Source organism: Stutzerimonas sp. LR2 (assembly GCF_055755175.1).
Genome location: NZ_JBVTRR010000001.1, coordinates 113,138 through 132,047, shown reverse-complemented (window position 1 = coordinate 132,047; position 18,910 = coordinate 113,138). Strand labels below are relative to the sequence as shown.

Below are 18,910 nucleotides of genomic sequence, written 5' to 3'. Positions count from 1 at the left end.
GCCGTGCCGCGGGCTCAATCCATGAAGCTTAGCGCCAGGCAGAGCAGGCCGAACGCGCCCCAGACCAGCGAGAAGATGATCGGCGTGCGTAGCGAGAACAGCAGCGTGCGCTTGTAGCGATGCCCGCCGACCGGGCTGTTGCCCTCGCCGAACAATGCCGATTCGTTGTTCGGCAGCATGCCGACCCGGCCTTCGATCTGCAGCAGCTCGGCCTGTTTCTGATGCCAGCGCTCGATGACGTCGAAGTTGGCCTTGATGCCAGGCATGGCGTGGATCGAGGTGAGCAGGCCGAGCAGCGACAGGATGGCCGGCACCACCAGGCGGAACAGGTCGCCCCATTCGGGGTTGCTGTTGGCCATGGACGACGCGAAGGCGATCATCAGGAACGACTGCGAGGCCAGGTAGGCGCTGGTGCGTTCGGCCAGCAGGCTGGACTCGAAGTGGATTTCGGAGCGGTAGAACAGCAGGCGCTCCTTGGGCGACTCGAAGAGCTCGCCGCCCTGGGTGTCCTGATTCAACAGCAGGGTGCGCAGGTCGGGCATGCGGGTTCCGTGTCATCGGTGAATGGCGGTTGCTGCATGTAGGTCAAGCGTGGAGCGCGAGAGTTCCGAGCGATGCGCTATCGGTCAGGCTGGGCGCGCGGGCTGTCGACGTGCGCAGCGCGGCACTGCCAGAGCAGCAACGCCAGGCTGAGAAAGGCCAGGGACCAGCAGCCTGCCGCGATCAGCAGCCAACCCGGCTGTGGCAGCGCCAGCAGCGCGGGCACGACGCGGGCGAGGGCGGCCAGGCTGATCAGCAGCGCCATGGCCTGGATCCAGGGCCGCGCAGCCGGGTCGCGGAAGCGGTAGAGCAGACGCGTACGTGCCATCACCGCGAAGGTCAGGCTGCCCAGAGCGCCTACGCTCAGCGCATGCAGCGTTGCGCTCAACGACAGCGCTGGCAGCAGCAAGCCCAGCCCGAGCAGCAGCAGGCCGAACGCCAGCCAGGCGTAACCGAGCAGCAGGATCAGCAGGTCCGCGCGCGCGCAACGCCACGGTTGCCAGCGCAGCAGGCGGATCGCGCTGAGCACGCCGGCGCTGATCACCAGCGCGGCCGCGAGTTGACGCAGCAGCGGCCAGGGCAGCGGATTCAGCACGAAGGCGAGGCCCAGCAGAATCAGGACGGCGCCTTCCAGGCCAGGCTGTACCCGAGCATCCAGCCGCCGACCCTCACTCTGCGCATAACCGGCCATCGCCGGCGCGATGATCCGGCCGCCCATGAAGGCCATCAGCGTGGCGAACAGCAGCAAGGCTTCGACCAGCAGCAGCCGCTCGACGGCCACCCCCAGTTCGTTGCCGGCCATGGCGCTGAGCAGGGCGAGCCCGGCCAGCAGTGGCGCGACGCTCTGGTTGCGCCATTTCTTCGCGGCGCCGAAAAAGCGCGGCAGCACCTTCCAGGCCACGCCGCCGGCGAAGGTCGCGGCGCTTGCCAGCGCCAGCCAGGAGCCCGGCCACAGCAGGAAGCTCAGGCGCGCCAGTGCCCAACAGCCGAGCAGCGAGAGGATCAGGCGCAGTGGTTGCGGACCGAGCAGGTAACCGGCGACCACCGCCAGGGCGAAGCCGAAGAGCATTTCGTGGGCGTGCCCGCTGGGCGTGCTCAGGCCGGGCGGTGTGGGGATCAGGCCGAGCAGCGCGAATACCGAGATGGGCAGGATGAAGGCCGCATAGAGTGCGGCGACGGGGAAGAACCAGGCGTTGGCGAACGGCAGGCGCGGTTGGCGTGGGTGCATTGCGCACCTCCTGCGGGATGCGTGACGGGGCCTGAGCCCCGTCACCGAATGGCCATCAGCGGCCGGCGAGCAGCGCCTGGCCGCGCTTGACTGCGGCGCGCACCTGCGCCGGCGCAGTACCGCCGATGTGGTCGCGGGCGTTGACCGAGCCCTCCAGGGTCAGCACGGCGAAGACGTCGTCGCCGATCTCTCCGCTGAACTGGCGCAGCTCGTCCAGCGTCATCTCGGCCAGATCCTTGCCGGTCTGCACGCCGTACTTCACCGCGTGGCCGACGATCTCGTGACAGTCGCGGAACGGCAGCCCCTTGCGCACCAGGTAGTCGGCCAGGTCCGTGGCGGTGGAGAAGCCGCGCAGCGCCGCTTCACGCATGATTTCGCGCTTGGGCTTGATCGCCGGGACCATGTCGGCGAAGGCCCGCAGCGAGTCGCGCAGGGTGTCGGCGGCGTCGAACAGGGGTTCCTTGTCTTCCTGGTTGTCCTTGTTGTACGCCAGCGGCTGGCCCTTCATCAGCGCGAGGAGACCGGTCAGCGCGCCGAACACGCGGCCGGTCTTGCCGCGTACCAGCTCGGGCACGTCCGGGTTCTTCTTCTGCGGCATGATGGAGGAGCCGGTGCAGAAGCGATCCGGCAGGTCGATGAACTGGAACTGGGCGCTGGTCCAGAGCACCAGCTCTTCGGAGAAGCGCGACAGGTGCATCATCGCCACGGAGGCGGCGGCGCAGAATTCGATGGCGAAGTCGCGATCGGAGACGCCGTCCAGCGAGTTGCCGGAAATCGCTTCGAAACCCAGCAGCTCGCAGGTGATTTCCCGCTGGATCGGGTAGGTGGTGCCGGCCAGTGCGGCCGAGCCGAGCGGCATGCGGTTGGTGCGCTTGCGGCAGTCGACCAGGCGCTCGTAGTCGCGGCTGAGCATCTCGAACCAGGCCAGCAGGTGATGGCCGAAGGTCACCGGCTGGGCGGTCTGCAGGTGGGTGAAGCCGGGCATGATGGTGTCGGCTTCGGCCTCGGCGAGACCCAGAAGACCCTGCTGCAGACGGGTGATTTCGCCGAGGATCACGTCGATTTCGTCGCGCAGCCACAGGCGGATGTCGGTGGCGACCTGGTCGTTGCGGCTGCGTCCGGTGTGCAGCTTCTTGCCGACGATGCCGATGCGGTCGGTCAGGCGCGCCTCGATGTTCATGTGCACGTCTTCCAGGTCCACGCGCCAGTCGAAGGTGTCGGCCTCGATCTCGCCCTGGATGTCCTTCAGGTTGGCGATGATCTGGTCGCGCTCGGCATCGGTCAGCACGCCGGCCTTGGCGAGCATGGTGGCGTGGGCGATGGAGCCCATGATGTCGTGGCGGTAGAGGCGCTTGTCGAACTCGACGGAGGCGGTGAATCGGGCGACGAAGGCGTCGACGGGCTCGCTGAAACGGCCGCCCCAGGACTGGTTGGTCTTGTCGGTGCTCATGAATGCGCTCGCTGAAATCCGAAGGCTGAGGAAAGGCGGCGATGATAGCAGGGATGGCGCCCTGGGCGGGCACGACGGCAGGCGTCGGCGAAGGGTGAGCTGGCTGGCATTTTCGCATTATTCCGCCCGCGCAGCCTGACACGCGGCTTGCCGTTGTCCGGGCCTGCACGGAAACTGCCGGGCAGTCGAACCGCCGGGTTGAACCTGTGAAATCCACTGCCGTATCCGATGATTTTTTCGTGCCCGAGCTGTGCCAGCCTGAGGCGTTGCTCGGCCTCGTCCTGCTCGCCGAGCTGCTGGTTTTCGTGCTGGTGCTGGCCGAGCCTATGCAGCCGGGCTTCAACTGGATGCGCCTGGCGCTGACCTCGCTGTTCGTGCAGTGGATCGTGCTGCTGTCCGCCGGCACCATGTGCCTGCTGCGTCCTCTGCTGGCGAGGCTCAGAGCGGCATTCGCCGGGCTGGCGTGCTGCGCGCTGGTGGTCGGGCTGACCCTGGCCTGCACCGCCGTGGCGGACATCTACCAGCTCGGGGGGCCGCTCTCGCGCGACGGCGAGGTCAATCTCTACCTGCGCCACGCGCTGATCAGCCTGATCATGTCGGGTCTGCTGCTACGCTATTTCTATCTGCAGAGCCAGTGGCGGCGCCAGGAGCAGGCCGAGCTGCGGGCGCGGATCGAATCGCTGCAGGCGCGCATTCGTCCGCACTTCCTGTTCAACAGCCTCAACAGCATCGCCGCACTGGTGGCGAGCGATCCGGCCAAGGCGGAGCAGGCTGTACTGGACCTGTCCGACCTGTTCCGTGCGAGCCTCGCGCGGCCGGGCACACTGGTGGCCTGGCGGGATGAGCTGGAGCTGTCGCGGCGTTACCTGTCGATCGAGCAATACCGCTTGGGCGACCGGTTGCAGATGGACTGGCGGGTCGATGGCGTGCCGGACGACTTGCCGATTCCGCAGCTGACGCTGCAGCCGCTGCTGGAGAACGCATTGGTCTATGGCATTCAGCCACGTATCGAGGGGGGCGTGGTCAGCGTAACCGCCGATTATGTCGACGGCATGTTTCAGTTGGTGGTCAGCAACCCGTTCGACGAAGCCGCTCAAGCGCAGGCCTCACGGGGCACACGGCAGGGTTTGCAGAACATCGACGCACGATTAGCGGCACTTTTCGGTCCGCTAGCGAGTCTCAGCGTGGAGCGCCGTGAAGGCCGCCATTACACATGTCTACGCTATCCGTGTGCGAGACAACCGCAGGAAGCCAGATCTATATGAATGTCCTGATTGTCGATGACGAACCTCTAGCCCGCGAGCGCCTGAGCCGACTGGTAGGTGACCTCGACGGCTATCGTGTCCTCGAGCCTGCCGCCAGCAATGGCGAAGAAGCACTGACGCTGATCGAGGAACTGCGCCCTGATATCGTGCTGCTGGATATCCGCATGCCCGGGCTCGATGGCCTGCAGGTCGCAGCCAGGCTCTGCGAGACGGATGCGCCGCCGGCGGTGATCTTTTGTACTGCCCATGATGAATTCGCGCTGGAGGCGTTCCAGGTCAGCGCGGTTGGCTACCTGGTCAAGCCGGTGCGCCCGGAGCATCTGTCGGAGGCGCTGAAGAAGGCCGAGCGGCCCAACCGCATGCAGCTGGCGGCGCTGACCCGACCGGCCGCCGTTTCCGGTGCCGGGCCGCGCAGCCACATCAGCGCACGTACCCGCAAGGGCATCGAGCTGATTCCGCTGGATCAGGTGATCTACTTCATCGCCGACCACAAGTACGTCACCCTGCGCCATGTCGGCGGTGAGGTGCTGCTGGACGAGCCGCTCAAATCCCTGGAAGACGAGTTCGGTGAACGCTTCGTGCGCATCCATCGCAACGCGCTGGTGTTCCGCGATCGGATCGAGCGTCTGCAGCGCACGCCGCTCGGGCACTTCCAGCTGTTCCTCAAGGGACTCGATGGCGAGGCGTTGACCGTGAGTCGGCGTCACGTGGCCGGTGTGCGCAAGCTGATGCAGAACCTCTGAAGCATACCGCCGGTGGCGCTGGCGTCCGCGGCCCGAGGGTCGCGGGCGCCAGCGCTGACGCTGCGTCGCGCCCACGCTTTCCTTGATTCCGGCCAACCCAGCCCGGACGTCCGGCCTGTTATCATCGCCGGCAATTCACTGTTCTGGAATTGCCCATGTCTCGCGAAATTCGCATCGCCACCCGCAAGAGTGCCCTGGCCCTGTGGCAGGCCGAATACGTCAAGGCACGCCTGGAGGCGTCGCATCCAGGGCTGAAGGTCAGCCTGGTGCCGATGGTCAGCCGTGGTGACAAGCTGCTCGATGCGCCGCTGGCGAAAATCGGTGGCAAGGGGCTGTTCGTCAAGGAACTGGAAACCGCACTGCTGGAAAACGAGGCGGACATCGCCGTGCACTCCATGAAGGACGTGCCGATGGAATTTCCCGAAGGGCTGGGCCTGTATTGCATCTGCGAGCGGGAAGATCCGCGCGATGCCTTCGTCTCCAATCGCTTCGACAGCCTTGACGCGCTGCCGCCGGGAAGCGTGGTCGGCACCTCGTCGCTGCGTCGCCAGGCCCAGCTGCTGGCGCGCCGACCTGACCTGAAAATCCAGTTCCTGCGCGGCAACGTCAACACTCGGCTGGCCAAGCTCGACGCCGGCGAATACGACGCCATCATCCTCGCTGCCGCCGGGTTGATCCGCCTTGGTTTCGGTGAGCGCATCCGTTCCAGCATCGGCGTCGATGAAAGTCTGCCGGCCGGCGGACAGGGCGCGGTGGGCATCGAGTGCCGCACCGGCGATAGCGAAGTGCATGCGCTGCTGGCCTGCCTCAACCATGCGCCGACTGCCACCCGCGTCGTCGCCGAGCGCGCGCTGAACAAGCGCCTGAACGGCGGCTGCCAGGTGCCGATCGCCTGTTATGCGGTGCTCGAAGGCGAGCAGCTGTGGCTGCGTGGGCTGGTCGGGCAGCCGGACGGTACCCTGCTGTTGCGCGCCGAAGGTCGTGCGCCGGCCGCAGAAGCCGAGGCGCTGGGCGTGCAGGTCGCCGAGGAACTGCTGGACCAGGGCGCCGAGCAGATCCTCAAGGCAGTCTATGGCGAGGCTGGTCACGCGTGACCGGCTGGCGCCTGCTGCTGACCCGGCCGGCCGAGGAATGCGAGGCATTGGCCGCGACTCTCGCCGAGGCTGGTGTGCACAGCACCAGCATGCCGCTGCTGGCGATCGAGCCGCTGCCGGAGTCCGCCGAGCAGCGTGCAACGATCCTCGAGCTGGATCGCTATTGCGCCGTCGTCGTGGTCAGCAAGCCGGCCGCCCGCCTGGGCCTGGAACTGCTCGATCGCTACTGGCCGCAGCCTCCGTTCGGTCAGGCCTGGTTCAGCGTCGGTGGCGCCACCGGGGCGATCCTCGAAGCCTACGGGCTGGACGTCAGCTGGCCCGAGCGGGGTGACGACAGTGAAGCGCTGCTGGCGCTGCCACGATTGGCACAGGCGCTGGCCAGGCCCGATCCCAAGGTATTGATCATGCGCGGCGAGGGCGGCCGCGAGTTCCTCGCCGAGACGCTTCGCGGGCGCGGCGTGCAGGTCGACTTTCTCGAGCTGTACCGTCGCAGCCTGCCCGACTATCCGCCTGGAACGCTGGTGCAGGTCGTTCGGTCGGAACGGCTCAACGGCCTGGTGGTCAGCAGTGGGCAGGGTCTGCTGTCGCTGCATGAGCTGGCAGCCGATACCTGGCCCGAATTGTGTGAGCTACCCTTGTTCGTACCCAGTCCGCGGGTGGCGGAGATGGCTCGACAGCTGGGCGCCAAACGAATTGTGGATTGCCGTGGCGCAGGAGCTGCGGCCTTGCTGGCGGCCTTGCGGGAAACCGCGGTGGCCGCTTCCTGATGCAAAGGATGGAAACGTGAGCGAAGCAGATTCCAAGAAAGAACCGCTGCAACCCCCCGCCAGCGAGCCGGCCCCCGCGACCGAGCCTGCGAAACCCGCAAAGCCCGCCAAGCCCGTCCCATCCAAGCCTGCCGCCAACGGCGGCGCCAAGTCCCTGGCAGCCTTGGCGCTGCTGGTCGGCCTGGGCGGCGTGGCGCTCGGTGGTTATGGCATCTGGCAGCTGCAACAGCTCGGTGCTCAGCAAGACCAGCGGCTCGAAGCCATGCAGGGGGCTGCCGAGCAGACGCGTCAGCTGGCCGAGCGCGAACGCCAGTTGGCTGCGCGGCTCGGTCGGCTGGAACAGCTGCCGTCGGCCAGCGAGCTGGAGGAGCGCCGTCGCCTGCTGGCCGCGCTGCAGAGTGATCAGCAGCGCCTTTCCGGGCGGGTCGAGCAGGTGCTGGGCGCGAGCCGCGAGGAGTGGCGCCTGGCCGAAGCCGAGCACCTGCTGCGCATGGCGATGCTGCGACTCTCGGCCATGCAGGACGTGAAAAGCGCCGAGATGCTGGTTCACGAAGCCGATCTGATTCTGCAGAAGCAGGACGATCCCGGTGCCTATGGCACCCGGCAGAAGTTGCTCGAAGGTCTCGAAGCGCTGCGCAGTCTGCCGGAGCTGGACCGTACCGGGCTGTTCCTGCAGCTGGGGGCGTTGCGTGGGCAGACCGGCCAGCTCAGCGCGCTCGCCCCGGAATTCGTCAACGGCGAGGCGCTGCCGGAAAACGCCCAGGACAGTCGCTGGCAGCGCTGGCTGAACGAATTGACGCGCTACGTGCGGGTGGACTTCGATGCCAGTGCCGACGTCAAGCCGCTGCTCGCCGGCCAGACCCTGGGCCAGGTGCGCCTGGCACTGTCGCTGGCCATCGAGCAGGCGCAATGGGCCGTGCTCAATGGCAACACCCGGGTCTATCGGCAGTCGCTGGAGCAGGCGAGCACACTGCTCAAGGATCATTTCAGCGATGATAACGGCCAGGCCCGTGGCCTGCGCGAGCGCCTGGAAGCCCTTACCCAGCGCGAGGTTGAGGTGAGCCTGCCCGATCTCGCACCCGCCCTGCAGGCGCTGCAGGCCTACGTGCAGAAGCGTGAGCGCCGCGATGAAAGCGACGCGGGCGAGACGTCCGCTCAGCCCGAGGCGCAGGACGCGGAGCAGGAGGCCCAGCGCACATGAGACGTCTGGTTCTGGTCTTCATTCTGCTGCTCGCGATCGCAGGTCTGCTCGGCTGGGCGATCAGCCAGAGCGCCGGTTATGTGCTGATCACCTATGACCGCTTCCGCTACGAATCGAGTTTCTGGGTCTTCCTCGCGCTGATTGGCTGTCTGTGGTTGCTGGCGCTGGCGGTGCACTGGGTGCTTGGGCTGCTGCACGTGTCCGGCGCGCTGATCAATCCCTGGTCGCGTCGCCATCGTGAGCGCCGTGTCGAGAAGGCCTCTCGACGTGGCCTGCGTGAACTTGCCGAAGGGCAGTGGGGGCCGGCGCTCGGCCATCTGCAGCTGGCTGCGGAAAGGGATCGTCAGCCGCTGGTACACTACCTGGGCGCGGCGCGGGCAGCCAACGAGCTGGGCGAGTACGCACAGAGCGACGAGTTGCTGCAGAAGGCTCGCGAGCGCGAACCCGAAGCCGCGCTGGCGATCGGCCTGACCCAGGCGCAGCTGCAAATCGCCCGTGGCCAGTATGTCGAAGCGCGGGCGTCTCTCAGCGCACTGCAAAGCGATCATCCACGGCACCCCTACGTGCTGACACTGTTGCAGCAGCTCTACGTGCAGCTCGAGGACTGGGCGGCGCTGTGCCGCCTGCTGCCGGAGCTGCGCAAGCATCGAGTGCTGCCACCGGCGCGCCTGAGCGAACTGGAAGTACTGGCGTGGACGGCGGCGGTAGAGCAGGCCGGGCAACCTTCCGAACTGACCGCGGAGGCGAGCCTGGAGGCGCTGAATCAGCGTTGGCAGACCGTTCCCAGCGCGCAGCGCGGGGAGCCATTGGTGGTGCGTGCCTATGCCGACGGGCTCGCCCGTCTGGGTGCGCAGGCGAAGGCCGAAGAGGTGCTCTACGCGGCGATCAAACGGCAGTACGACGATCGCCTGGTGGAACGCTATGGGCGTGTGCAGGGCAGCGATCCGGCGCGCCAGCTGGCCAATGCCGAGGGCTGGCTGAAGGATCACCCGCAGAATGCCGTCCTGTTGCTGGCTCTCGGGCGGCTCAGCCTGCGCAATGCGCTGTGGGGCAAGGCGCGCGACTATCTGGAGGCGAGCCTGTGTTTCGATCATCGTCCGGAAACCTGCGCCGAGCTGGCACGTCTGCTCGCGCAGCTGGGCGATACCGAAAGCAGCAACCGGTTGTTCCAGCAGGGCGTCGGTCTGCTCGATCGCAATCTTCCGGCTACGCTGTGACCGTTTCGTCAGGTCCGCCATGCGGCGGGCTTGACGGCTTCCTGCAGGCCTGCGAGCGCTTGTAACCACGACGGGGTTTCCACTACCGTAGCGAACTTTTCCTGCTAGCGGAGCCTCCATGCGCCTGGCCAGCCCTCGTTCCCTGTTCGTCATCGCCTTCCTGGGCAGCGCCTTGCTGATCGCCATCGCGCTCTACATGGAGCACGTGATGGGCCTTGCGCCATGCCCGCTGTGCATCGTTCAGCGCATCTGCGTGATTGGCTTCGGCCTGGTCTGCCTGGTGGCGGCGATCCATGGGCCGGCGAAGGTGGGGCGTCGCGTCTATGCGGCCATCGCCGCGCTGTTCGTGGCTGCCGGTGCCGCTACCGCGATCCGCCAGATCTGGCTGCAGAGCGTGCCGGCCGATCAGCTGCCGAGCTGCTTGCCAAGCCTGGAATACATGATGGAGGCGCTGCCCTTCCAGGAAATCGCCCGCCTTGTTCTGCACGGCACCGCCGAATGCGCCGAGGTCAGCTGGACCATGCTCGGCATGAGCATTCCCGAGTGGAGCCTACTGGGCTTCATCGGCATGGCGATCGTCTGCCTCTGGCAGCTGCTGCGCCGAGACTGATCGGACTTTTCTCTTTCCCCCGCCGAACTCCTGCTGCTTTTGCACGGTCTTCTCATGGACGTGCGGCGCAGCTGCGGCTGCCTGTGCGCTCGCGCGATTCGTTGGGCATTTTGCTTGATGCATCGAGCGGCGCGGCATAGTCTGCTCGTGCGGTGACGGATTCTTGCCATTCGCGCCGCCACTCACCCAAGGCCGCTACCGAAAGACAAAAAAACGTCTCGGAATGGCGTACAAGCATCATCGATTAGGGAAGTGAGGTCATCATGCTCGAGAGCTGTCGGAATGCCCAGGAACGCTGGGGCGGTGTACATCTGCTGATCGACCGTTGGCTGCATGAACGCCATGCGCTGATCAACGCCTACGACCGGTTGCATATCGAGCGCGATGACGCTCGCCAGGCCCTGCAGAGGTTCTGCGAATATCTGGTCGACTACGTCTCGGCCGGCCATTTCGAAATCTACGAACAACTGCTCGCCGAGGCCGAGGCGTTCGGCGATGCGCGCGCCATCGAACTGGCCAAGCAGATCTACCCGCGCATCGAGACCATCACCCAGGTGGCGCTGAGCTTCAACGATCGTTGCGAAAAGGGTGACTGCCTCGGCAGCCCCGGTCTGGCCGATGAGCTGAAGAAGCTCGGGCAGCTTCTGCACGAGCGTTTCGAACTGGAAGACTGCCTGATCGAAGTGCTGCATACGGCGCACAAGCAAGCGGCTGCTCCGGCCTGAGAACCGAGCCACCCGCTGCGGCGGGTGCAACGCTTCGCGTCCCCTGGCGGCCACCTGGCGGGCCGTCTAGTATGGGTGCACCGTTCCTGCCAGGAGGCACCTTCATGCCCGCGAAGAAGAAGTCGGTTACCACCCCGCTGCATCTGTTGCAGCAGCTTTCCCACAGCCTTATCGAACATCTGGACAAGGCCTGCAGCCAGGCGATCAAGGACGCCGAGGGCGCGCTCGCCAAGCTGCAGAAGCAGCGCGGCAAGGCGCAGGACAAGCTGACCAAGGCCCGGGCCAAGCTGGACGAGGCGGGCAGCACTGGCAAGCCCAAGGCGCAGACCAAGGCACGTGCCCGACTCGGCGAACTGGAAGAATCCCTTACCCTGCTGCAGACCCGTCAGAGCGAAACGCTGAATTACCTGGCGGAGCTCAAGCGCGACGCCGAGCACAGCCTGAAGCTGGCGCAGGGCATCCGTCAGGTTGCCGATGCTGCAGACCAGGCGCTGCAAGGCCGTCAGCAGCCAGCCAAGCCTGCAGCAGCGCGCCCGGCGGCTGGCAAGTCCGCGCCGGTGGCCGCCAAACCCCGTGCCTCTACGACCAGAGCTCCCGCAGCCAAAGCTGACAGTGCCCCAGCAAAAGCCGGCACGACCACGACTGCCTCCAAGCCGGCCGCCAAGCCTGCGGCAAAGTCGCCAGCCAAGGCTGCGGCCAAACCGGCTGCGAAAGCGCCCGCCAGTGCCGCGGTCAAGCCCGCCACGACGGGGGCGAGCGCAAGCAAGGCGCCGGCCCGTTCACGTGCGGCTGCCGGTTCGAAGGCACCCGCGTCGGCGGAGAAAAAGACTGCCGCGTCGGCAGAGGCGCCGGACAAGGCGGCAGCTGCCAAGCCTGCAACCAAGGCCACAGCCAAGAAGCCGGTGGCGCGCAAGCCAGCGGCCAAGCGCGCCGCCGCTCAGCCAGCAGCCAGCTCCAGCTGAGTCTGCAGCGCCGCGCTGCGCAGGACTTCCAGCGCGGCGCGGTTGTGCGCTACCGGGACGAGGGGTTCCAGCCAGGCGTCGGCAGCGCCGTTCGAAGGCCAGTCCTGGCTGATCTTCTGCAACCGTTCGAGCAGTTCGCGCTCGGCTTGCAGTTCCAGCGCTTTCAACGCCTCACGCAGGCTGTGTAACGCCAGGTCCTGTTCGGCCTGCGATCGCCATGCCTGACGCAACCCCCGCAGCGGCTCGATCACGTCCCCGCGCCAGGGCGCGGCAAGCGCGGTCAACGCCTGCAGACGCGCCTGGCTGCAGGCGACGCCGCGTGCTTGCAGCCAGGCGCCACACAACAGCAGGCAAACGTCCGCGCCCTGGTTTTGCAGCTCCAGGCAGGCCGTTTCGACGCCTGGTCGGGCATAGCAGGCTAGGGCGAAAGTCCAAAGGTCAGGGGTTCGCATTCGAGTGGCGCCTTTTTTTGTCGACCGCCCGGCTGGCTTTCCAGGCGAACTGATAAACTCGCGGCCATTATGATCCGACTTCTGAACCTCACTCTACAGCGCGGGCCCCAGCGACTGCTGGAAGGCGCCGAGCTGACCCTGCATCCCGGCCAGAAGGCCGGCCTGGTCGGTGCCAACGGTGCCGGCAAATCCACACTCTTCGCCCTGCTGCGTGGCGAGCTGGTGCCCGATGGTGGCGACTGCCAGCTGCCGCCGGACTGGCGCATCGCGCACATGCGCCAGGAGATCGAGACCCTCGAGCGCCTGGCGGTGGACTATGTGCTCGATGGCGATGTTGAGCTGCGGCGCATCCAGACCGAACTGGCTGCCGCCGAGCAGGCCCATGATGGCAACGCCCTGGCGCGCCTGCACACCGAACTGGACAACGCCGACGGCTACAGCGCCGATGCGCGGGCGCGCAAGCTGCTCGCCGGGCTGGGCTTTTCCAATGAGCAGATGGTGCTGCCGGTCGGCAGCTTTTCCGGCGGCTGGCGCATGCGTCTGAACCTGGCGCAGGCGCTGATGTGCCCGTCAGACCTCCTGCTGCTGGACGAACCGACCAACCACCTGGATCTGGATGCGATCCTCTGGCTGGAGGACTGGCTCAAGGGCTACCCCGGCACGCTGCTGCTGATTTCCCACGACCGCGACTTTCTCGATGCGGTGGTCGACCACGTCATCCACCTGGAGCAGCGCAAGCTGACCCTCTATCGCGGCGGCTACTCGGCGTTCGAACGCACCCGCGCCGAGCGTCTGGCCCAGCAGCAGCAGGCCTACGAGAAGCAGCAGGCGCAGCGCGCGCACATGGAAAGCTTCATCCGCCGCTTCAAGGCCAAGGCGACCAAGGCGCGCCAGGCACAGAGCCGGATCAAGGCGCTGGAGCGGCTGGAAGAGCTGGCCCCGGCGCACGTGGATTCGCCGTTCGACTTTCGTTTCCGCGAAGCGGACAAGGTCTCCAGTCCGTTGCTGGATCTGGCCGAGGGCCGCCTCGGCTATGGCGACAAGCTGGTTCTGGACAAGGTCAAGCTGCAGCTGGTGCCTGGCGCGCGGATCGGCCTGCTGGGTCCCAACGGTGCCGGCAAGTCGACCCTGATCAAGACGCTCTCCGGCGAGCTTTCGCCCCTCGGCGGCCGCCTGCAGCGCGGCGAGAACCTGGTGGTCGGCTACTTCGCCCAGCACCAGCTCGACTCGCTCGACCCCAAGGCCAGCCCGCTGCTGCACCTGCAGCGCATCGCCGCCAACGAGCGCGAGCAGACCCTGCGCGATTTCCTCGGCGGCTTCGATTTCCGCGGCGATCGTTGCGACGAGCCGGTGTTGAACTTCTCCGGTGGCGAGAAGGCGCGCCTGGCGCTGGCGCTTATCGCCTGGGGCAAGCCCAACCTGCTGCTGCTCGACGAGCCGACCAACCATCTGGATCTGGAGATGCGCCTGGCGCTGACCCTGGCGCTGCAGGACTTCGAAGGCGCGGTGCTGGTGGTGTCCCACGATCGGCATCTGCTCAAGAGCACCACCGACGAGTTCCTGCTGGTGGCAGACGGCCGGGTGCAGGACTTCGACGGCGATCTCGAGGATTACGCGCGCTGGCTGGTGGACTACCGTGCGCGGCAGCAGCCGTCTGTTGCCGCTGAAGCGATCGCCGACAAGACCGACAAGCGCGCCCAGCGCCAGGCCGCCGCCGCGCTGCGCCAGCAGCTGGCACCACACAAGCGCCAGGCCGACAAGCTGGAGAAGGATCTGGCTGGCGTGCACGAAAAGCTGGCCGCCCTGGAAACGCGACTCGGCGACAGTGCGCTCTACGAAGCGGCGCGCAAGGACGAGCTGCGCCAGTTGCTGGCCCAGCAGGCCGAGCTCAAGGTTCGTGAAGGCGAGCTGGAGGAGGCCTGGCTGGAGGCACTGGAAACCCTGGAAGCCTTGCAGGCGCAGCTGGAGGCCAGCGCATGAGCGAACCCTGGCTGACCCTGGTCGAGGAATGGCGCCTGCAATGGATGCTGGGCTTGCAGGTATTGCTGATCCTGCTGGTGGCTTACGTGCTGCAACGGCTGGTGGTACGCGGTCTGACGCGGGTTTCGTCGCGCTATCCGCTGCCGCCGGAGTTGCTGATCCCGGTGCGCGGCGGCATCCGCTGGTTCATCATCGGCGGCGCGCTGATCATGGTGCTGGAGCGCTTCGGGGTGTCCGCCACGGTGCTCTGGACGGCCATTTCCGGTTTCGTCGCGGTAGCCGCGATCGCCTTCTTCGCCATCTGGAGCGTGCTGTCCAACCTGCTGTGTGCGGTGCTGATCCTGACTGTCGGGCCGTTCCGTTTGGGAGATGTGGTGGAAATCGTCGAGGCGTTCGACAAGCCGATCGTCAAAGGGCGTGTCATCGATATCAACCTGCTCTATACCACCCTGGAAGAAGTGGCCGAGCCGGTTACCGGGGCTATCGTCCAGGTGCCCAACAGCCTGTTCTTCCAGAAAGCCGTGCGCCGCTGGCGTGGTGCCGACGTCCAGCTCTTCAACCGTAATCTCAACGAGTAGAACACCATCATGGAATGGCTCAGCAACCCGGAAATCTGGGTCGCGTTTCTGACGCTGACTGCCCTGGAAATCGTCCTGGGCATCGACAACATCATCTTCATCTCCATTCTGGTCAGCCGCCTGCCCAAGGAACAGCAGCCCAAGGCGCGCTTCTTCGGCTTGGCGCTGGCGATGGGCACACGCATCCTGCTGTTGCTGTCGATCGCCTGGGTGATGCGTCTGACCAACGACCTGTTCACGGTCCTGGGGGAGGGCGTATCGGGGCGTGACCTGATCCTGTTCTTTGGCGGCCTGTTCCTGCTGTTCAAGAGCACCCTGGAAATCTGGCACAGCGTCGAAGGCGAGGAGGAAGAACAGACCGCCGGCGGCGCGGCCAAGGCGGGTTTCGTTGGCATCATCCTGCAGATCGCAGTGATCGACATCGTCTTCTCGCTGGATTCGGTGATCACCGCGGTAGGCCTGGTGCAGCATGTGCCGGTGATGGTCGCGGCAATCGTGATTGCGGTGCTGGTGATGATGGTTTCGGCCGGGACCATCGCCGATTTCATCGACAAGCATCCGACGCTGAAGATTCTCGCGCTGTCGTTCCTCATCGTCGTCGGCACGCTGCTGATCGCCGAAGCCTTCGATGTGCACGTGCCCAAGGGCTACGTCTACTTCGCCATGGCTTTCTCGCTCGGCGTCGAGGCGCTGAACATCCGCATGCGCAAGGCCATGAAGCGCAAGCTCAAGGAACCGGTGAAGCTGGGCAAGGGCTCGCCGGACTGAACCCACGCGTCTGAAACGGAGGGCATCACGATGACACTGGAAACCTGGCTCGCATTCTTTGTCGCCTGTTGGGTGATCAGCCTGTCGCCGGGCGCCGGGGCCATCGCGTCGATGTCCTGCGGCTTGCAGTACGGCTTCTGGCGCGGCTACTGGAACGCCATCGGCTTGCAGCTGGCGCTGGTACTGCAGATTGCCGTGGTCGCCGCCGGCGTCGGCGCGGTGCTGGCCACCTCGGAACTGGCGTTCGGCCTGATCAAGTGGTTCGGCGTCTGCTACCTGCTCTGGCTGGCCTGGAAGCAGTGGCAGGCGCAGCCCGAAGCGCTGGACGATTCGGCGGCGCCGCGGCCCATCGGCCGGCCGCTGAGCCTGGTCTTGCGTGGCTTCCTGGTCAATGCCAGCAACCCCAAGGCGATCGTCTTCATTCTTGCGGTGCTGCCGCAGTTCCTCGATCCGCAGCGGCCGCTGCTGCTGCAGTACAGCGAGATGGCCGCGACCATGGTGGTGGTCGATCTGGTGGTCATGGCCGGCTACACCGGGCTTGCCGCCAAGGTGCTGCGCCTGCTGCGTACGCCGCGTCAGCAGCGCCTGGTCAACCGCAGCTTTGCCACCATGTTCGCCGGGGCGGCGGCCCTGCTGGCGACCGTTCGGCGTGCCGCGGCATGAGCGAGGCGGTTACGATGCGCGTATGGATCGACGCCGATGCCTGCCCGCGCGCAGCCAAGGATCAGGTGATCAAGTTCGCCCTCAAACGCAAGTTCGAGGTGCTGCTGGTCGCCGGGCAGAGCCAGGTCAAGCCGGCGTTCGCCTGCGTGCGTCTGATTGTCGTGCCGAGCGGGCCGGATGCCGCGGACGACTATCTGGTCGAGCATGCCGAGCCCGGTGACCTGGTGATCTGCAGCGACGTGCCACTGGCCGACCGGCTGGTGAAGAAGGGGGTCGCCGCGCTCGACCCGCGCGGGCGCGAGTTCGACGAGCGCAACATGGGCGAGCGCCTGGCGGTGCGCAACCTGTTCACCGATCTGCGGGATCAGGGGCAGGTGGGTGGCGGCCAGGCGGCTTACGGCGAGCGTGACCGTCAGGCGTTCGCCAATGCGCTGGACCGCTTGCTTACGCGGTTGTCACGGTCGCAGTGAGTGGCCGCTCGGCCAGCCAGTCGCGCAGCGCCGCTAACGGCAGCGGCCGGCTGTAGTAGTAACCCTGGATGAAGTCGCAGCCGTTTTCGCGCAGATAATCGAGCTGCACTGCCTCTTCCACCCCTTCGGCCACCACCTTCAGACCCAGCTTGTGCGCCATGGCGATGATCGCTGCGGTGATGGCGCGGTCGTTGGCCTGCTCGGCAATTTCCCGAACGAACGCACGGTCGACCTTGAGCGTATCGACCGGCAGCTGACGCAGGTAGGTCAGCGAGGAATAGCCGCTGCCGAAGTCATCGATCGAAACCTTCACGCCCAGCTCGCGCACCGCGTCCAGCGTGCGGATCGCCGCGCCGAGGCTGTTCATCAGGGCGTTCTCGGTGACTTCCACGGTCAGTCGCGCGGGCTCCAGCCCCGTGCGTTCGAGGATCCGCGCAACCACCGCGGGCATCTGCGGGTTGGACAGGTTGAGCGCCGAGCAGTTGACCGCCATGCGCAGATCGTGGCCTTCCTCCAGCAGCCCGACCAGGTCGGCGCAGGCGCGGCGCGCCACCCAGGTGTCCAGCTCGGCGACGAAGCCATGCTGTTCGGCCAGCCCGACGAAACGCTCCGGACTGATGAACCCCTGCTGCGGATGCTGCCAGCGCACCAGCGCTTCGAGGCTTACCGGGCGCCCGCTGCGGCCGTCGACGATGGGCTGGTAGTGCACGCTGAGCAGGTTCTCGTTCAGCGCTCGGCGCAGGTCCTGCTCCAGCGACAGGTCCTCCTGGGCGCGCAGTTCCAGTGCCGGATTGAAGCGCAGGCTGCGGTTGCGGCCGCTGACCTTGCACTGCCCGACGGCCAGGCCGGCGTGACGGAACAGGGCATCGAAGTTGAGGCCGTCCTCGGGGTACTGGCTGATGCCGATGCTGGCTGTCAGGCGCAGTTGGGTGTCGCCCAGGACGAACGGCGGGCGCAGCTGGTCGAGGATCCGCTCGGCGGTCGCCTGGGCATGCTCCCAGGCGACCAGGGTGAGCACGCAGAACTCGTCGCCGGAGAAGCGCGCCAGCATGTCGTGCTGACCGAGCACCGCGCGAATGCGTTGCGCCGCCTGTTGCAGTGCCAGGTCGCCGCTGCGGTGACCGAGGCTGTCGTTGATGCGTTTGAAGTTGTCCAGGTCCACCACCAGCACCGCCAGTGCCTGGCGCTCCTCGCGTGCTGCCAGCACCTGGGTGACCATCTCGGTGAAAGCGCGGCCGTTGAAAAGGTTGGTCAGCGGGTCGTAGTGGGTCATGGCGTTGAGCTGGTGCTCGGCCAGATCGAGCGCCTCGCGCTGCTCGCTGAAGCGCTGTTCGGCCCAGCTCGCAGCAATGCCGGTGACGATCACCAGCAGGGCTACCAAGCCGATCGCCGAGGCGAGGGCGCCCTGGCCGGTGTGGCTGCCGAATGGCGCGGCGTGCTCCACGAGACCGGCGGGGACAGCCAGGGTCAGCGCGTGCATGCCGGTGTAGTGCATGGAGACGATTGCCGCACCCATCACCAGGCTGCATAGCAGGCGCTGCCAGCGCTGATGGCGGCTCTGGCTGGTGCGAAAATGAAAGCCCAGTACCAGCGCGGCGATGGAAGCGCCAATGGCAATCAGCACCGAGGCGGCAAACGCCGCCGGCGCGTAGTACAGCGTGGCCAGCGAGCGAATCGCGGCCATCCCGGTGTAGTGCATCGCCGCAATGCCGATGCCGGCAGCGGTTCCGGCCAGGGCATACTGCGCCACGCTCAGGTGATCGCGGCCGAGCACGCGCATCACCACGTAGGACACCGCCACGGCGATCAGTAGCGAAAGGGCGGTGATGCCGTGCTCGTAGCGAATGTCCAGCGGCGCGCGGAAGGCCAGCATGCCGATGAAATGCATCGACCAGATACCGCCTCCCAGGGCGAAGGCGCCGACCCAGCGCCATAGCTCGCGCCCGCGCGGGCTGCTGCTGCGGCTGACCCGCTTGGCCAGGGCCAGGGCGGTGAAGGCCGCGGCGCTGGCGATCAGATAGGAGAGCACGACCAGCAGCGGGTCGTGGCTATGCCCGAGCAGGGCAACCTGGTCGGCGGGCAGGTCGGAAAACAGCAGTCTGGACACGCGGCGGCACTCGAACTGTCGGGCGTCCTGCCTCGTGGAGATGATGGCTCATGGCCATGTTCGGCAGAGTGTACGAGAGCGCACCCCGGC

19 protein-coding genes are annotated in these 18,910 nt (G+C 66.5%); 14 read left to right on the top strand and 5 right to left on the bottom strand.

Features of this window, described 5'->3' with window-relative positions; translation table 11 throughout:
- Positions 1-14: 14 nt before the first annotated feature.
- The 3 genes from ACVRRC_RS00605 to argH form a co-directional block, all read right to left on the bottom strand.
- Positions 15-542: a hypothetical protein gene (locus ACVRRC_RS00605; RefSeq protein WP_011911752.1), complete on the bottom strand. Its 528-nt coding sequence runs from the start codon at positions 540-542 to the stop codon at positions 15-17.
- Positions 543-619: 77 nt separating this feature from the next.
- The gene (locus tag ACVRRC_RS00600; protein WP_013981626.1) at positions 620-1,768 is read right to left on the bottom strand and encodes an NnrS family protein; all 1,149 of its coding nucleotides are present in this window, start codon (positions 1,766-1,768) and stop codon (positions 620-622) included.
- A gap of 55 nt (positions 1,769-1,823) precedes the next feature.
- Positions 1,824-3,218, bottom strand: a complete 1,395-nt coding sequence (gene argH / locus ACVRRC_RS00595) for an argininosuccinate lyase (RefSeq protein ID WP_068506866.1) — start codon at positions 3,216-3,218, stop codon at positions 1,824-1,826.
- Between the two features lie 206 nt (positions 3,219-3,424).
- Here argH and ACVRRC_RS00590 point away from each other — a divergent pair, with 206 nt between their 5' ends.
- The 9 genes from ACVRRC_RS00590 to ACVRRC_RS00550 all read left to right on the top strand — a co-directional run bounded on the left by ACVRRC_RS00590 (position 3,425) and on the right by ACVRRC_RS00550 (position 11,802).
- Positions 3,425-4,483 (top strand): sensor histidine kinase, encoded by a 1,059-nt coding sequence (locus tag ACVRRC_RS00590; protein WP_013981628.1) that lies wholly within the window; start codon positions 3,425-3,427, stop codon positions 4,481-4,483.
- A complete protein-coding gene (locus ACVRRC_RS00585; RefSeq protein WP_013981629.1) occupies positions 4,480-5,226 on the top strand; it encodes a LytR/AlgR family response regulator transcription factor in 747 nt (248 codons plus the stop codon). The genes ACVRRC_RS00590 and ACVRRC_RS00585 overlap by 4 nt, the downstream gene beginning before the upstream one ends.
- Before the next feature lie 155 nt (positions 5,227-5,381).
- Positions 5,382-6,320, top strand: coding sequence for a hydroxymethylbilane synthase (gene hemC, locus ACVRRC_RS00580; protein ID WP_014595684.1), 939 nt, complete (start codon positions 5,382-5,384; stop codon positions 6,318-6,320).
- Positions 6,317-7,087, top strand: a complete 771-nt coding sequence (locus ACVRRC_RS00575; RefSeq protein WP_068506868.1) for a uroporphyrinogen-III synthase — start codon at positions 6,317-6,319, stop codon at positions 7,085-7,087. The genes hemC and ACVRRC_RS00575 overlap by 4 nt, the downstream gene beginning before the upstream one ends.
- Before the next feature lie 16 nt (positions 7,088-7,103).
- Positions 7,104-8,288, top strand: a complete 1,185-nt coding sequence (locus ACVRRC_RS00570; RefSeq protein WP_041755264.1) for a uroporphyrinogen-III C-methyltransferase — start codon at positions 7,104-7,106, stop codon at positions 8,286-8,288.
- Complete coding sequence (locus ACVRRC_RS00565) at positions 8,285-9,505, top strand: heme biosynthesis HemY N-terminal domain-containing protein (RefSeq protein WP_472996506.1); 1,221 nt, start codon at positions 8,285-8,287, stop codon at positions 9,503-9,505. The genes ACVRRC_RS00570 and ACVRRC_RS00565 overlap by 4 nt, the downstream gene beginning before the upstream one ends.
- Positions 9,506-9,623: 118 nt before the next feature.
- A complete protein-coding gene (locus tag ACVRRC_RS00560; protein WP_011911761.1) occupies positions 9,624-10,115 on the top strand; it encodes a disulfide bond formation protein B in 492 nt (163 codons plus the stop codon).
- A gap of 263 nt (positions 10,116-10,378) precedes the next feature.
- The gene (locus ACVRRC_RS00555) at positions 10,379-10,840 is read left to right on the top strand and encodes an Rsd/AlgQ family anti-sigma factor (protein WP_011911762.1); all 462 of its coding nucleotides are present in this window, start codon (positions 10,379-10,381) and stop codon (positions 10,838-10,840) included.
- Between the two features lie 104 nt (positions 10,841-10,944).
- Positions 10,945-11,802 carry an AlgP family protein gene (locus ACVRRC_RS00550; RefSeq protein ID WP_017244278.1) on the top strand — a complete coding sequence of 286 codons (858 nt, stop codon included), beginning with the start codon at positions 10,945-10,947 and terminating at the stop codon, positions 11,800-11,802.
- Here the strand turns inward: ACVRRC_RS00550 and ACVRRC_RS00545 are convergent.
- On the bottom strand, positions 11,778-12,254 hold the full coding sequence (locus ACVRRC_RS00545; RefSeq protein ID WP_045159361.1) for a TIGR02444 family protein: 477 nt from the start codon (positions 12,252-12,254) through the stop codon (positions 11,778-11,780). The two genes, ACVRRC_RS00550 and ACVRRC_RS00545, sit on opposite strands and share 25 nt — an antisense overlap.
- Positions 12,255-12,323: 69 nt before the next feature.
- Here ACVRRC_RS00545 and ACVRRC_RS00540 point away from each other — a divergent pair, with 69 nt between their 5' ends.
- Genes ACVRRC_RS00540 through ACVRRC_RS00520 form a run of 5 tightly spaced genes read left to right on the top strand, consistent with a single transcriptional unit; the run spans position 12,324 to position 16,713 of the window.
- Positions 12,324-14,234 carry an ATP-binding cassette domain-containing protein gene (locus tag ACVRRC_RS00540; RefSeq protein ID WP_045159362.1) on the top strand — a complete coding sequence of 637 codons (1,911 nt, stop codon included), beginning with the start codon at positions 12,324-12,326 and terminating at the stop codon, positions 14,232-14,234.
- Positions 14,231-14,812, top strand: coding sequence for a mechanosensitive ion channel domain-containing protein (locus ACVRRC_RS00535; RefSeq protein ID WP_045159363.1), 582 nt, complete (start codon positions 14,231-14,233; stop codon positions 14,810-14,812). The genes ACVRRC_RS00540 and ACVRRC_RS00535 overlap by 4 nt, the downstream gene beginning before the upstream one ends.
- A 9-nt stretch (positions 14,813-14,821) precedes the next feature.
- The gene (locus ACVRRC_RS00530; protein ID WP_011911767.1) at positions 14,822-15,580 is read left to right on the top strand and encodes a TerC family protein; all 759 of its coding nucleotides are present in this window, start codon (positions 14,822-14,824) and stop codon (positions 15,578-15,580) included.
- 30 nt (positions 15,581-15,610) lie between these two features.
- Positions 15,611-16,243, top strand: a complete 633-nt coding sequence (locus tag ACVRRC_RS00525; RefSeq protein WP_011911768.1) for a LysE family transporter — start codon at positions 15,611-15,613, stop codon at positions 16,241-16,243.
- A 14-nt stretch (positions 16,244-16,257) separates the two neighbouring features.
- Positions 16,258-16,713: a YaiI/YqxD family protein gene (locus ACVRRC_RS00520; protein ID WP_013981638.1), complete on the top strand. Its 456-nt coding sequence runs from the start codon at positions 16,258-16,260 to the stop codon at positions 16,711-16,713.
- Here ACVRRC_RS00520 and ACVRRC_RS00515 read toward each other — a convergent pair.
- Positions 16,688-18,820, bottom strand: a complete 2,133-nt coding sequence (locus ACVRRC_RS00515) for a putative bifunctional diguanylate cyclase/phosphodiesterase (RefSeq protein WP_472996501.1) — start codon at positions 18,818-18,820, stop codon at positions 16,688-16,690. The genes ACVRRC_RS00520 and ACVRRC_RS00515 overlap by 26 nt on opposite strands.
- Positions 18,821-18,910 lie beyond the last annotated feature (90 nt).

Excerpts from the sequence above, each read along its gene's own strand:
- ACVRRC_RS00550 (WP_017244278.1), top strand. The coding sequence starts at position 10,945 with ATGCCCGCGAAGAAGAAGTCGGTTACCACCCCGCTGCATCTGTTGCAG.
- ACVRRC_RS00525 (WP_011911768.1), top strand. The coding sequence starts at position 15,611 with ATGACACTGGAAACCTGGCTCGCATTCTTTGTCGCCTGTTGGGTGATC.
- ACVRRC_RS00520 (WP_013981638.1), top strand. The coding sequence starts at position 16,258 with ATGCGCGTATGGATCGACGCCGATGCCTGCCCGCGCGCAGCCAAGGAT.
- ACVRRC_RS00565 (WP_472996506.1), top strand. The coding sequence starts at position 8,285 with ATGAGACGTCTGGTTCTGGTCTTCATTCTGCTGCTCGCGATCGCAGGT.
- ACVRRC_RS00540 (WP_045159362.1), top strand. The coding sequence starts at position 12,324 with ATGATCCGACTTCTGAACCTCACTCTACAGCGCGGGCCCCAGCGACTG.
- ACVRRC_RS00585 (WP_013981629.1), top strand. The coding sequence starts at position 4,480 with ATGAATGTCCTGATTGTCGATGACGAACCTCTAGCCCGCGAGCGCCTG.
- ACVRRC_RS00600 (WP_013981626.1), bottom strand. The coding sequence starts at position 1,768 with ATGCACCCACGCCAACCGCGCCTGCCGTTCGCCAACGCCTGGTTCTTC.
- ACVRRC_RS00545 (WP_045159361.1), bottom strand. The coding sequence starts at position 12,254 with ATGCGAACCCCTGACCTTTGGACTTTCGCCCTAGCCTGCTATGCCCGA.
- hemC (WP_014595684.1), top strand. The coding sequence starts at position 5,382 with ATGTCTCGCGAAATTCGCATCGCCACCCGCAAGAGTGCCCTGGCCCTG.
- ACVRRC_RS00530 (WP_011911767.1), top strand. The coding sequence starts at position 14,822 with ATGGAATGGCTCAGCAACCCGGAAATCTGGGTCGCGTTTCTGACGCTG.
- argH (WP_068506866.1), bottom strand. The coding sequence starts at position 3,218 with ATGAGCACCGACAAGACCAACCAGTCCTGGGGCGGCCGTTTCAGCGAG.
- ACVRRC_RS00535 (WP_045159363.1), top strand. The coding sequence starts at position 14,231 with ATGAGCGAACCCTGGCTGACCCTGGTCGAGGAATGGCGCCTGCAATGG.
- ACVRRC_RS00555 (WP_011911762.1), top strand. The coding sequence starts at position 10,379 with ATGCTCGAGAGCTGTCGGAATGCCCAGGAACGCTGGGGCGGTGTACAT.
- ACVRRC_RS00560 (WP_011911761.1), top strand. The coding sequence starts at position 9,624 with ATGCGCCTGGCCAGCCCTCGTTCCCTGTTCGTCATCGCCTTCCTGGGC.
- ACVRRC_RS00605 (WP_011911752.1), bottom strand. The coding sequence starts at position 542 with ATGCCCGACCTGCGCACCCTGCTGTTGAATCAGGACACCCAGGGCGGC.